Below are 13,798 nucleotides of genomic sequence, written 5' to 3'. Positions count from 1 at the left end.
AGGAATATTCCTATTTTGCAGTAAAGTGTTTAGATAAACGACGCAAAGGTTCTATAGAGCCTTCAATAACCAATACATCGCCATCTTGTAAAATTAAATTTGGGTCAATGCTATAAATAATTTCTTGTTCACGTTTATGCAAAATTGCACGAACTTCAGGAACATGATCCATTACGCTATGAAAGCGTGTACCTGCTAAGTTTTCTGTAATTTCAACTTTAACCAAATAATGGTCATCATTGAGCGCCATATAACGGCTTACCATTGGATAGCTCAGGCTTTGCGCTACACGAACACCCATATCTTCTTCAGGATGAATAATTTTACAAATACCTAAGTGAGTTAAAATCATGTGATGTGCTTTAGATTTTGCTTTTACCCAAATTTTTTCTACACCTAAATTTTTAAGATGTAACACACATAAAATACTGGCTTCAATGTCTTCACCAATTGCAACCACTACAGCATCACATTGGGTAATATTGAGTTCATCTAAAACATGCTCATCGGTTGCATCGGCAATAACAGAGTGTGTAAGCACATCGGAAATGTTTTCTACATATTTTTTTTCAATATCAATGCCAATAACATCATGTTTTAAGCCAACAAGTTCTGTTGCAACTGTTGCGCCAAAACTGCCTAATCCAATGACAGCAAACTGTGCCATAGTTCTTCCTTAATTTATATTGTGCAAAGGTGAAATTGTTGTGAATCTTAGCGTATTCATACCATTCACTATAGGTGAAACATGTTAATAAAGTATGTTGTTTTATATGTACTTAGATTAAAAATATAGCGAATTAATGTAGATCTTAATAGTTATTTTTAAAGTTTAAGACCAATATCTGCTTTTAAGAATTGATGTATTTCTTTCGTGAATTTTATAGGTTCACTTATAAGAGGTGTGTGACCTGATTTTTTGAAGATAATTTGCTGTGAATTTTCTACGCTTCGTGCAATTAAAGTTTGACCTTCTACAGGATATAAAGTCGATTGCTCACCACTGAAAAATGTAGTCGGACAACTTAAACTTGAAATTTCATGACGATAATCTTCATTGTGATACAAATAGTTATTTATATACCAAGCTAAATAATCTAAACGATGAATAGGTAAAACATATTTTTGAAGTTTGGGTTTATTAAGCGCAAGTTTAAATAAAAAAGGGCTGATTTTACTGCTCGATTGAAAGGCAATAAATTCTGACCATAGTTTTAACAACATTTGGCGCTTTTCTAAACTTAAACTTTCAAAGGTCTGTAAATAGGAATGATCATTCAAAAATGAAGAAATTTGCTTTAATAATCTTTTAAATTCAGGTTGTTTTTGTCCGTACAAACCATATTGCCACGTTTCATCTATAGAGATTTTGGGTGTTTGGTCAATGTGTAAATAACTTTGTAAATGTTGAGATAAGTTGCCATATTTCATGCCATGCATGGCAGTTGTTGCACCCATGGAATATCCGATAACTTTAAATTGCTTAAGCTGTTTAGTTTCTATAAGTGTACTTAAATCTTGCCAATGACTTGAAATAGCATCAATCTTTGGGATAGCACAATTTTTTGAACGACCAAAACCGCGCCAATCTGGAATAATAAAGTGATATTTATTTTTTAAATTGTATAAAAAGGGCAACCATTGCCAACTTTGCATGCCTAAACCAGATAAAACCAATACAGGTTGACCTTGCCCAAATTCACGAACATATAATTTTTCATTATCTTGCATAGTGTAATAAGGCATTACATTATCCTTTTATTGGAAACTGCTTTAGAGCATTATGAAAACTGCTAAATAAAATTAATCATTAAATTTTTTAAGCTCAGGAATTACTTCTTCAAGCCATTTTATCCAACCAATCTCTAAGTCTATGCCCAATTGTAAAATCATTTTATGTATATATAGGGTGCGACTTTCATTGTTTGTATGATCAAAATCTTTAGCAAAAATTTGTTGATAGGTTTCTAATTTTTCTTTATGTATTACTAAATGCTGTTCAAGCTCTGATAATACAGTATTTCCACCCAATTGTGCTTCTGCACGTAAACGAACCATTAACTCTTCGCGTAGTTGTGCGGGCTCGCTATGCTTAAGCATCCAGTCTGCAAGTTCGGTTCGACCTAATAATTCTACTTGATAGGTTTTACTGCGCCCCATATAGTCAGAATCTTCAAGGGTAGAAATCCAACCTTTTTTGAGCATTGCATTTAATTCACGGTATATTTGTTGATGCGTTGCATTCCAAAAGAAACCCATAGAACGATCAAAGCGTCGAGCAAGTTCAATGCCCGTACTTGGTTTTTCTAAGAGGCTAGTGAGTAAAACATGTGCTAAAGACATAAGTTTACAACGCGTAATTTTTCATGTGTTTTATTATGCAACATGTTGCATAAAAATCAAATCTCGAATATAAAAGTATGCAACAAGTTGCATTAAACATAAAAATAGCCAGCATGAAGCTCGCCAAGGAGTATATATGTCAAACTTTCCAAATATGTTAGCACCCTTAAATTTGGGTTTTACAACGCTTAAAAATCGAGTGTTAATGGGTTCTATGCATGTAGGATTGGAAGAAGCACCTGGGGGATTTGACCGTATGGCAGCATTTTATGCAGAACGTGCAAAAGGTGGCGTGGCTTTAATTGTAACGGGCGGAATTTCACCTAACGATGCAGGTGTTACATTTGCGGGTGGCTCAAAATTAGATACAACAGCAGAAGCAGAAAAACATAAAGTCATTACGACAGCCGTTCATGAGGCTGGCGGTAAAATTGCCATGCAAATATTGCATACAGGTCGATATTCATATCAGGCAGATAATGTCGCACCATCTGCAATTCAAGCACCTATTAATCCTGCAAAGCCTCATGCTTTAAAATCTGCGGAAGTAAATCAAACTATTGCAGACTTTGTGAATTGCGCCAAATTAGCACAATACGCAGGTTATGATGGCGTAGAAATTATGGGCTCTGAAGGTTATTTAATTAATGAGTTTATTGCCGCTCGTACAAATCACAGAGATGATGAATGGGGCGGTAGCTATAAAAATCGCATTCGTTTTCCTATTGAAATTGTAAAACGGACACGTGAAGAAGTAGGTGAAAATTTCATTATTATTTATCGTCTTTCTATGTTGGATTTAGTGGAAGGTGGTTCAACATTTGAAGAAGTTGTATATCTTGCAAAACAAATAGAAAAAGCAGGTGCAACCATTATTAACACGGGTATTGGTTGGCATGAAGCTCGAATTCCAACTATTGCAACGAAAGTTCCACGTGCAGCATTTACCTGGGTAACAGAAAAACTTAAAGGTGAGGTTAAAGTTCCGCTTATTACCTCAAACCGTATTAATACGCCTGAAATGGCAGAGTATATTTTAGCTTCGGGTCATGCAGATATGATTTCAATGGCACGTCCTATGCTTGCAGATCCATTTTTTATGGAGAAAGCAAAACAAGGTAGAAGTGATGAAATTAATACCTGTATTGGCTGTAACCAAGCGTGTTTAGATCATATTTTTTCAATGAAAGTTGCTTCTTGTTTGGTAAATCCAAGAGCGTGTTTTGAAACTGAACTTATTTTTAAAGATGTTAGCCAAGCTAAAAATATTGCAGTGGTTGGTGCGGGGCCTGCGGGTTTAAGTTTTGCAACTTATGCAGCCGATCGTGGTCATAAGGTGACAATATTAGAAGCATCGAACCAAATTGGAGGTCAATTTAATATTGCTAAGACTATTCCGGGTAAAGAAGAGTTCTATGAAACATTACGTTATTTCAAACGTAAAATTGAATTGCAACCAAACATCACTCTAAAGCTTCATCATTCTGCGACTTTTAATGAACTTGCAAACTCAAATTACGATGAAATAGTTGTTGCTACAGGCGTAACACCACGTAAGCTTGATATTGAAGGTATAGAAAGTCCTAAAGTACTTTCGTATATAGATGTTTTGAAAAATAAAAAAGAAGTAGGTAAGCGCGTGGCTGTTATTGGTGCCGGAGGTATTGGTTTCGATACAGCAGAATATCTTTCACATGAAGGTGATAGTGGTAGTTTAAACCCTGAAAAATTTTATGATGAATGGGGAATTGATACGACTTATTCAAATGTAGGTGGTTTAAAAACAGCGAAAGTAGAAGAATCGCCACGTGAAATATATTTATTGCAACGTAAAGCAAGTTCTGTTGGTGGTGGCTTAGGAAAAACCACAGGTTGGATTCATCGTACAGGACTAAAACATCGTAATGTGAAAATGATTGCGGGTGTAAGTTACAACAAAATTGATGAACGTGGATTACATATTACTGTGAATGATCATCCAACTTTTTTAGAGGTGGATAATATCGTGATTTGTGCGGGGCAAGAATCTTATACGGCAATGTATGAACAACTTGAAAGCTTAGGTAAGAACGTTCATTTAATTGGTGGTGCTAAAGAAGCTGGTGAGTTAGATGCAAAACGTGCAATTCGTCAAGGTGCTGAACTAGCTGCAAAAATTTAAATGTACGAATAGAATATTTATGTCTATTTAAAAATGGAGGGGTTTATCTGTAATGGAATCCCTCCAAAATTCGATATTAAAGTTCATAATAAAAAGGAATTTATATGACAATTCAAATGACAAAAACAGCAATTTTACGTTGGCATGAAATGTTAGAAACACGTGATATGTCTATTTTAAATGAGTTGCTAGACGACGATGTCGTGTTTAGATCGGCTGTGGCTTACAGTCCATATTCAGGTAAGCAGGTTGTATTTTTTATTTTGAGTAATGTGATTCAAGTGTTTGAAAATTTTACTTATCATCGAGAGTTTTTAAGTGAAGATGGAGCGAATGTCGTACTTGAGTTTTCAGCAAATATTGGCGAGAAAAAATTAAAAGGCATTGACATGATTCAGTTTAATGAACATGGAAAAATTGTTGATTTTGAAGTAATGATTCGTCCAAAGAGTGGTTTGGAGGCTTTGGCTGAACTTATGGGAAAACGTATGAAAAGCATGAAATAACTTCGTTTTAAGCAAGAAATTTTTATCTATATTGAATAGCTTAGTTTCATTGAGATAATAAAAAACCAGCATATGCTGGTTTTTTATTATGAAATAAGTATGTATTACAAAATTACAACTTAGTTCTCTAGAGCAGGCATTGCGGCTGCAATTGCAGCTTGAACTGCTTCATCTTCAGATTCAGAGTTTGCGCTACGGTTTGCTTTTGGTTGAGCTTCAACTTTTGGTGTTTCAGTTTCTGTAGCTAGAGTTTGCTCAGCATCTTGAACAGAACGACGAATTTCAGTTGTTGTGTTTTCTGTTTCAATACGTTCAATTTGAACAGGTTCTGAAACAGCTTGAGATGTTTCTTGATCAGGCTTTTCAAGCGGTTGAAGATTTACTGGCTCAGATGTTGCAACATCATTTTGCTCTTCATCTTTCGGTGCTTCTTTTTTTACACACGCAGTTAATAATAAGCCTGTAGCAATTGCCGCACAAATTAAAAGTTTTTTATTCATAATAGTAAAAATAGTGGCTTGAATGGATTTCATTATTATAACAGTAAATTAAAATATGAAAATCCTATAAATGATTGGAATGACATAAACTTAAAAACGACTATAAAATGATCAATTGTCGAGTGATCGAAGAATAGATGCGGAATGACTTTGCTTTATGGGTACAAGGTAAAGTAAAATCATGCAACATTGTAAGCCGATTTAGGCTCGTTTGTATGAGAAATCCAATGACCCATTTTATTTTCGTTACTGGTGGTGTTGTATCATCACTAGGTAAAGGTATTTCAGCTGCTTCAGTTGCTGCACTTTTAGAAGCTCGTGGTTTAAAAGTAACCATGGTCAAAATGGATCCATACATTAATGTCGATCCAGGGACAATGAGCCCATTCCAACATGGTGAAGTTTTTGTCACAGAGGATGGTGCTGAAACTGATTTAGACTTGGGTTATTACGAGCGTTTCTTACGTCGTGCTAAGATGACAAAGTTAAACAACTTTACATCTGGTCGTGTATATCAAGACGTATTGAACAAAGAACGCCGTGGCGATTACCTAGGTGGAACAGTTCAAGTTATTCCACATATTACGGATAATATTAAAGAACGTGTACTTCGCGCTGGCGAAGGTTACGACGTTGCAATTGTAGAAATTGGCGGAACAGTTGGTGATATCGAATCACTTCCATTTATGGAATCTGTACGTCAATTAATGGTTGAGCTTGGTCACAAGCGTACGATGTTAATGCACTTAACATTGCTTCCATACATTAAATCTGCAGCAGAACTTAAAACAAAACCAACTCAGCATTCTGTTAAAGAATTGCTTTCTATTGGTATTCAGCCAGACATCTTGATCTGCCGTACAGAATATGACGTTGATGCTGATACAACACGTAAAATTGCACTATTTACGAACGTAGAAGCACGTGCAGTAGTTGTTTGTAAAGATGCTCGCTCAATTTATCAAATTCCACGTACGTTCTACGAACAAAATGTTGATGATTTAATTTGCGAACGTTTTGGCTATAACGATTTACCTGAAGCTGATCTTTCAGATTGGGATAACGTTGTAGAAGCGCTACTTAACCCTGAATACACAGTGCGTGTTGCAATGGTGGGTAAATATGTAGAACTTCCAGATGCTTATAAATCTGTGAACGAAGCACTTTTACATGCTGGCGTTAAAAACCGCGTTAAAGTTCAAATTGACTACGTAAATGCTGAAGAATTAGAAAGCCAAGATGTTGCAGAAGTGTTGAAAGATGCTGACGCAATTTTAGTACCTGGCGGCTTTGGTGAGCGCGGTACTGAAGGCAAAATGAAAGCAATCCAATTTGCTCGCGAAAACAAAGTACCGTTCTTAGGTATTTGTTTAGGTATGCAATTGGCTGTAATTGAATATGCACGTAATGTTGCAGGTATTACAGATGCAACTTCTACAGAATTTAACCGTTCTACTAAGTCACCATTAATTGGCTTAATTACAGAATGGTTAGATGAACGTGGTGAAGTTCAGCAACGTAGCGCAGATTCTGATCTTGGCGGTACAATGCGTCTTGGTGCTCAAAAATCTGAATTGGTTGCAGGTACGAAAACTGCTGAAGTTTACGGTTCTGAAGAAATTGTAGAGCGTCATCGTCACCGTTACGAAATGAACAACCGTTTTATTCCTGCACTTGAAGAAAAGGGTATGAAGATTTCTGGTTATTCACCAATCCAACGTTTAGTAGAAACTGTTGAAATTCCTGCACATCCTTGGTTTATCGCTGTACAATTCCACCCGGAATTTACAAGTTCGCCACGTGATGGACATCCATTATTTGCAAGCTTTATTGATGCTGCTAAACAGCAATACAAAAAAGCAAAATAATAGGGTTTTAGGATCAGACTAGGGAAGTTTAAATGTCAGCATTAAAACCACAAGAAATTGTAAGTCTTGGCGATATTCAAATGGCGAACCATTTACCATTTGTATTATTTGGTGGAATGAACGTACTTGAGTCTAAAGACTTAGCTTTTGAAATTGCTGAGACTTATGTCGATATTTGTACACGATTAGGTATTCCTTACGTGTTCAAAGCAAGCTTTGATAAAGCCAATCGTTCAAGCTTGAACTCTTTTCGTGGCCCAGGCTTAGAAAAAGGCATCGAGTGGTTAGCTGACATTAAAAAACACTTCAATGTACCTATCATTACAGATGTACATGAACCCTACCAAGCTGCACCTGTTGCGGAAGTTGCCGATATTATCCAACTTCCTGCATTCCTTAGTCGCCAAACCGATTTGGTTGAAGCGATGGCAAAAACTCAAGCGATCATTAACATTAAGAAAGCTCAGTTTTTAGCACCTCATGAAATGCGCCATATTCTAAATAAATGTTTAGAAGCTGGTAATGACAAACTAATTTTATGTGAACGTGGTTCGGCATTTGGTTATAACAATCTTGTTGTAGATATGCTTGGCTTCGATCATATGAAAGAGATGAATGTACCTGTGTTCTTTGATGTAACACATGCACTTCAAACTCCGGGTGGTCGTGAAGATTCTGCGGGTGGTCGTCGTGCTCAAATTACTACGCTTGCGCGTGCGGGTATGGCAACAGGTTTAGCAGGTTTGTTCTTAGAAGCTCATCCAGATCCTGAAAAAGCGAAGTGTGATGGTCCATGTGCGTTACGTATGTCGCAACTTGAACCATTCTTAGCTCAGCTTAAAGAATTAGATACCTTGGTAAAAGGCTTTAAAAAGCTAGATACTCATTAATTAGCTACATAATGATGCCTTCTAAAGCATCTTGTTATTAATCAACAGAGGAATTGTTCATGAGTCAAATCGTTGATATTCGTGCACGTGAAATTTTGGACTCTCGTGGTAACCCAACCATCGAAGCTGACGTAATCTTAGCATCTGGCGTGGTTGGCCGTGCATGTGCACCATCTGGTGCTTCAACTGGTTCTCGTGAAGCTTTAGAACTTCGTGATGGCGATAAAGCGCGTTACTTAGGTAAAGGTGTTAAAACTGCGGTTAACAACGTAAACACTTTAATTCGTGATGCTTTAGTTGGTAAGTCTGTATTTGAGCAAAAAGACATCGATAACACGATGATTGCTTTAGACGGTACTGAAAACAAAGAAAAATTAGGTGCTAACGCGACTTTAGCAGTTTCTTTAGCTGCTGCACGTGCTGCTGCTGAAGAACAAAAAATTCCTTTGTTCCAATATATTGCTAACCTTCGCAATAACTCAATTTTGACTATGCCTGTACCAATGATGAACATCATCAATGGTGGTTCACATGCAGATAATAACGTTGATATTCAAGAGTTTATGATTGAGCCGGTTGGCTTTAACTCATTCTCTGAAGCTTTACGCGCAGGCGCTGAAATCTTCCATTCTTTAAAATCAGTTTTAAACAAAAAAGGTTTAAACACTGCAGTTGGTGATGAAGGTGGTTTCGCACCAAACCTTCGTTCTAACGAAGAAGCAATTACTGTAATTCTTGAAGCAATTGGTCAAACTGGCTACAAAGCTGGTTCTGACATTATGCTTGCGCTTGACTGTGCATCTTCAGAATTCTACAAAGATGGTCAGTACATTCTTGCAGGTGAAGGCAACAAAGCATTCACAAGCAACCAATTCTCTGACTACCTTGCTGGTCTTGTAAACCAATACCCGATTATCTCTATTGAAGATGGTTTGGATGAGTCTGATTGGGAAGGTTGGTCTTACCTAACTTCAATCCTTGGCGACAAAATTCAATTGGTTGGTGATGATTTATTCGTTACAAATCCTAAGATTTTACAACGTGGTATTAATGAGAAAGTAGGTAACTCTATCTTAATCAAATACAATCAAATTGGTACGTTGACTGAAACTTTAGATGCGATCTACCTTGCTAAAGAAAATGGTTACTCTACAGTTATTTCACACCGTTCAGGTGAAACTGAAGATTCAACTATTGCTGATTTAGCAGTAGGTACAGGTGCTGGTCAAATCAAGACTGGTTCACTTTGCCGTTCTGACCGTGTAGCGAAATATAACCAATTACTTCGTATCGAAGAATTGACTAATGCTGCGTATCGCGGTAAAGCTGAGTTTAAAGGTTTAAACTAAGCATTCTATGTTAATACTACGTTTATTCGACTCAATTTCGAGTAAAGTGTTATTGGGCCTCGCAATCATTTTGATTGCGGGGTTTCAGTATGCATACTATTTTAGTGAAGGTGGTGCATTAGACCATCAGAAATTAACGCAAAAAATAGAACAACAACGCGAAATAAATGCTGAACTAAAAGAACGAAATCGAATTTTAGCTGCTGAAGTTTATGACTTGAAAAATGGTGTTGAAGCCATTGAAGAGCATGCACGTTTAGATTTAGGTTTAATTAAACCTCATGAAACGTTTATTCAAATGAGTACAATCAGTACGCAATATAAGCCTTTGTATGTAAATCCATACCAAAATTCAGATTTAAAAACTAATGAATCAGATGAATTGCCTCCAACCGAATAAGCTATGGGCTATTATTCCTGCCGCAGGTTCAGGCAGTCGTTTTTCTAAAACAGAATTAAAGCAATATCAAACCATATTAGATAAAACTGTTCTTGAGCATACTATTGCACGCTTAAATATATTGCCTTTAACAGGTTATGTATTGGCAATTGGTCAGCAAGATAATATTGCGAAAAATTTACCGCTTAGTAATAAAGAAAAAGCACATTTTTGTTTAGGTGGTCAAGAGCGCGTTCATTCCGTATTAAATGCGCTTCAATATTTACTTGAAATTGCTTCTGAAGATGATTGGGTTTTTGTGCATGATGCTGCTCGTCCATGTGTAAGTTCATCATCTTTAATTCAATTGGTTGAAACAGCAATCTTAAAAAATACGAACGCAATTTTAGCTATTCAGGTTCGTGATACGCTTAAGTATGTCGCTGATCAGCCTAAAATTGAAAAAACTGTAAGTCGTGATTATTTATGGCAAGCTCAAACCCCACAAATTGCACGTCTGGGAATGCTAAAGAGTGCGATTGAAAAAGCATTAGCACATAACATTGTTATTACAGATGAAGCGAGTGCTTTGGAATACGCAGGTCATGAAGTACAGGTTGTGCAAGGGCGCGCAGACAATATTAAAATCACATATCCTGATGATTTACTGCTTGCTTCGCTGATTTTGCAGTCACAAAGTTAAAAAATAGAATAATGAAAACAATTATTAATCATTAGATTGTTAATACTGATTCACAGCAATCAGTATTGCCCATATAATCAGTTCATTCAGTTTTAAAATAATTGCATATCAATGATACCATCGCAACAGTATCGTTTTTTACGTCATGCTTTACGTGACGGCAGAAGCATAAATGAAAAATCATCAAGATGGACTAAATTACATTTAGATCCGTGGTTATTGTGCTTCTTAATTTTAAATGCTGCTTTGGGTTTAATGGTTGTTTATAGTGCAACAGCCGCAGATTCTGGAATGCTACTCAGACAAGCGATTAGCTTTGGTAGTGGCTTCATTATTATGTTTTTGTGTGCCCAAGTTCCGCCAAAAGTTTACCAAGCTGTAAGTCCATATTTATATCTGTTTGGTATATTTATGCTGTTACTGATATTTGTGATTGGTGAAACTCGTTTAGGTGCAAAACGTTGGATTACTTTGCCCGGCATTGGAAGTATGCAACCAAGTGAGGTTATGAAATTTGCAATGCCACTAATGATGGCTTGGTATTTTGCAAAGCGCTCGTTCCCACCAAAATTTATACATATTGTTATTGCTCTTATTATTATGTTGGTGCCATTTGTATTGGTGCTATTACAGCCAGACTTAAATATTGGTTTGATTATTCCGGGTATTTTTGTCCTGTTTTTAAGCGGAATGTCATGGCGATTAATTGGTGGAGCAATCACAGCATTTGCAGTGACAATGCCTTTAATTTGGATGTTTGTGCTTCAAGAATATCAAAAGAAACGTATTGTGACGCTTTTTGATCCTGAAGCAGATGCATTAGGTGCAGGTTGGAATATTATTCAATCTAAAATTGCAATTGGATCGGGTGGTTTACTAGGTAAAGGTTTTCTTGAAGGTACACAGTCACATTTAGGTTATTTACCAGAACATCATACAGACTTTATTTTGTCGACCTATTCAGAAGAATTTGGTTTTATTGGTGTGTTTTTACTATTTAGTTTGTACGCAGCAATTATTTTCCGTTGTTTATATATCAGTATGAATAGCTACGATAATTTTGGAAGATTGATGGCGGGTGCAATAGGTCTAACATTCTTTTTCTTTGTATTTTTAAATTCTGGAATGGTGAGTGGAATTTTACCTGTAACAGGTGATCCATTGCCGCTACTAAGTTATGGTGGTACAGCGGTTGTAAGCTTGCTTGCAAGTATGGGAATTGTGATGTCTATTCATACGCATAAATAAAAGAACTGAAACTAAAAGCCCTATAACAGGGCTTTTTTTGTATCTATAAAATACATTAAACGTCTTAAACTATCGACTTAAGTTGTAACAATAGTTCAATAGTGGGCTATTGAATTTGTATTGTTTAATCTATAAGCTTGGTTTGAGCGTAAATTAGACATCTTAGAAATTAAAATAATTTAAATTTTAAATTGGTATAAGAATTGCTCGTAAATAACATAATAGATTATTGCAGGAGAGAAGCACATTGACGTGCTCGCCGAAGGAGCAACACCCCAGGAAACTCTCAGGCAAAAGGACTGTAATAATCAAAAAATCTGGAGAGAAGTGCATATAAAGGCACTCACCGAAGGGGAAGGTTTATCATTTATTTAAATGCTGAATCGAAGCTCTCAGGTACAAATGACAGATGGGGCATACACAAGGAACAGAGCGTCCAAAGGAGTGCTTATGCCACATATTATTGTAATTGGTGCTGGTATTACGGGTGTTACATCGGCCTATGAACTTTCACAACTTGGTTATCAAGTTACTGTTTTAGATCGACATTTATATCCTGCAATGGAAACGTCATTTGCAAATGGTGGTCAGCTTTCAGCGTGTAATGCTGAAGTTTGGAATCAGAAATCTACCATTTTAAAAGGCATAAAATGGATGTCGCAAAAATCGGCTCCACTTTTGCTCAATCCATCTTTTAGCTTACATAAATACAGTTGGCTATTCGAATTCATGGCTAATATTCCTCATTATGAAGCGAATACGCATGAAACAGTACGTTTGGCTTTGCTTGCACGTAAGCGTTTATTTGAAATTGCAGATGAAGAAAAAATCGATTTCAATTTAGAAAAACGCGGAATTTTGCATTTCTATCATAATAAATATGATTATGATGTCGCGATTAAAGTAAATGATATGCTGTGTAAAGCAGGTTTGGAACGCCACGGTGTAACGAATCAAGAAATTAAGGAAATTGAGCCAACATTAAAAGGTGATTACTACGGCGGTTTCTACTGTCCAGGTGATGCGACAGGTGATATTCATAGATTCACAACAGGTTTAGCAAAAGTTACGGAACGAAATGGTGTTAAATATTTATTTGGTACCAATGTAATAGATGTAAAACATCATGCAGATCGTGTTGAAGTCATTTATAGTAAAAGTGATGAAAATATGAACGATGAGGATTTAGAATCTGTTTCTTTAAATGCTGATGCAGTATTGGTTTGTGGTGGTGTTGGTAGTTATCAACTTGCAGATATGTTGGGTGATCGTGTCAATATTTATCCAGTAAAAGGCTACTCAATTACGGTAAATTTAAACGATGCTAAGAGTGTGGAAAATGCACCTTGGGTAAGCTTATTAGATGAAAGTGCAAAAATTGTGACTTCTCGTTTAGGCGAAGATCGTTTCCGTATTGCAGGAACTGCGGAATATAATGGATATAACCGTGATATTCGCGCAGACCGAATTCAGCCTTTGGTAGATTGGGTAAATCGTAACTTTGATGTGTCTACAGAACATGCCGTACCTTGGTCGGGTTTACGTCCAATGATGCCAAATATGATGCCTGTAGTACGTGAAGGCAAACGTGAGCGTGTGTTCTATAACACTGGTCATGGACATTTAGGTTGGACATTATCTGCGGTAACAGCAGCAATGGTAAGCCAAATTATTGCTGCTAAACATCCTGTATAAAATATGAAGTGCTTTATTGGTCTTTCAAGACTTCTAAAGCAATATCAATAAAAGCCTGTGTTCTTGCTAACATAGGCTTTATTTTTATTATAAAGTTCAGTAAATATGCAATTTTATGTTGAATATTTTTATATGATTAAAAAATCATAATTAGAT

13 protein-coding genes and 1 riboswitch are annotated in these 13,798 nt (G+C 36.3%); of the genes, 9 read left to right on the top strand and 4 right to left on the bottom strand.

Features of this window, described 5'->3' with window-relative positions; all coding sequences use genetic code 11:
* Nucleotides 1–10 precede the first annotated feature (10 nt).
* From SKM54_RS04820 to SKM54_RS04810, 3 genes are all read right to left on the bottom strand, one after another.
* Nucleotides 11–667, bottom strand: a complete 657-nt coding sequence (locus SKM54_RS04820) for a potassium channel family protein (RefSeq protein ID WP_321094485.1) — start codon at nt 665–667, stop codon at nt 11–13.
* Nucleotides 668–825: 158 nt separating this feature from the next.
* Nucleotides 826–1,746 carry an alpha/beta fold hydrolase gene (locus tag SKM54_RS04815; RefSeq protein ID WP_321094483.1) on the bottom strand — a complete coding sequence of 307 codons (921 nt, stop codon included), beginning with the start codon at nt 1,744–1,746 and terminating at the stop codon, nt 826–828.
* Between the two features lie 57 nt (nt 1,747–1,803).
* On the bottom strand, nt 1,804–2,343 hold the full coding sequence (locus SKM54_RS04810) for a PadR family transcriptional regulator (protein WP_321094481.1): 540 nt from the start codon (nt 2,341–2,343) through the stop codon (nt 1,804–1,806).
* Nucleotides 2,344–2,479: 136 nt separating this feature from the next.
* Between SKM54_RS04810 and SKM54_RS04805 the strand changes: the two genes are divergently transcribed.
* On the top strand, nt 2,480–4,504 hold the full coding sequence (locus SKM54_RS04805; RefSeq protein WP_321094479.1) for an NADPH-dependent 2,4-dienoyl-CoA reductase: 2,025 nt from the start codon (nt 2,480–2,482) through the stop codon (nt 4,502–4,504).
* Nucleotides 4,505–4,608: 104 nt separating this feature from the next.
* Nucleotides 4,609–5,010, top strand: coding sequence for a nuclear transport factor 2 family protein (locus SKM54_RS04800; protein ID WP_321094477.1), 402 nt, complete (start codon nt 4,609–4,611; stop codon nt 5,008–5,010).
* Between the two features lie 119 nt (nt 5,011–5,129).
* Here the strand turns inward: SKM54_RS04800 and SKM54_RS04795 are convergent, their stop codons facing one another.
* Nucleotides 5,130–5,510 (bottom strand): internalin, encoded by a 381-nt coding sequence (locus SKM54_RS04795; protein WP_154771690.1) that lies wholly within the window; start codon nt 5,508–5,510, stop codon nt 5,130–5,132.
* A 227-nt stretch (nt 5,511–5,737) separates the two neighbouring features.
* Between SKM54_RS04795 and SKM54_RS04790 the strand changes: the two genes are divergently transcribed.
* The 7 genes from SKM54_RS04790 to SKM54_RS04760 all read left to right on the top strand — a co-directional run bounded on the left by SKM54_RS04790 (nt 5,738) and on the right by SKM54_RS04760 (nt 13,642).
* A complete protein-coding gene (locus SKM54_RS04790) occupies nt 5,738–7,378 on the top strand; it encodes a CTP synthase (protein WP_154771636.1) in 1,641 nt (546 codons plus the stop codon).
* 32 nt (nt 7,379–7,410) lie between these two features.
* Nucleotides 7,411–8,268: a 3-deoxy-8-phosphooctulonate synthase gene (kdsA, locus tag SKM54_RS04785; RefSeq protein WP_154771637.1), complete on the top strand. Its 858-nt coding sequence runs from the start codon at nt 7,411–7,413 to the stop codon at nt 8,266–8,268.
* 59 nt (nt 8,269–8,327) lie between these two features.
* Nucleotides 8,328–9,617, top strand: coding sequence for a phosphopyruvate hydratase (eno, locus tag SKM54_RS04780; RefSeq protein ID WP_154771638.1), 1,290 nt, complete (start codon nt 8,328–8,330; stop codon nt 9,615–9,617).
* 7 nt (nt 9,618–9,624) lie between these two features.
* Nucleotides 9,625–10,017: a septum formation initiator family protein gene (locus SKM54_RS04775; RefSeq protein WP_154771639.1), complete on the top strand. Its 393-nt coding sequence runs from the start codon at nt 9,625–9,627 to the stop codon at nt 10,015–10,017.
* The gene (ispD, locus tag SKM54_RS04770; RefSeq protein WP_321094475.1) at nt 9,986–10,699 is read left to right on the top strand and encodes a 2-C-methyl-D-erythritol 4-phosphate cytidylyltransferase; all 714 of its coding nucleotides are present in this window, start codon (nt 9,986–9,988) and stop codon (nt 10,697–10,699) included. The genes SKM54_RS04775 and ispD overlap by 32 nt, the downstream gene beginning before the upstream one ends.
* Before the next feature lie 111 nt (nt 10,700–10,810).
* Entirely contained in the window at nt 10,811–11,947 is a 1,137-nt protein-coding gene (gene rodA / locus SKM54_RS04765; protein WP_321087330.1) for a rod shape-determining protein RodA, read from the top strand.
* A 222-nt stretch (nt 11,948–12,169) separates the two neighbouring features.
* Nucleotides 12,170–12,259: riboswitch (glycine riboswitch) on the top strand.
* 138 nt (nt 12,260–12,397) lie between these two features.
* Nucleotides 12,398–13,642 (top strand): D-amino acid dehydrogenase, encoded by a 1,245-nt coding sequence (locus SKM54_RS04760; protein ID WP_154771642.1) that lies wholly within the window; start codon nt 12,398–12,400, stop codon nt 13,640–13,642.
* Nucleotides 13,643–13,798: the final 156 nt, after the last annotated feature.

Origin of the sequence: Acinetobacter faecalis (assembly GCF_034187745.1) — a bacterium.
Taxonomy (GTDB): domain Bacteria; phylum Pseudomonadota; class Gammaproteobacteria; order Pseudomonadales; family Moraxellaceae; genus Acinetobacter; species Acinetobacter faecalis.
Note: the sequence above shows the minus strand (reverse complement) of the source record. Positions and strands in the feature narration are given on the sequence as shown.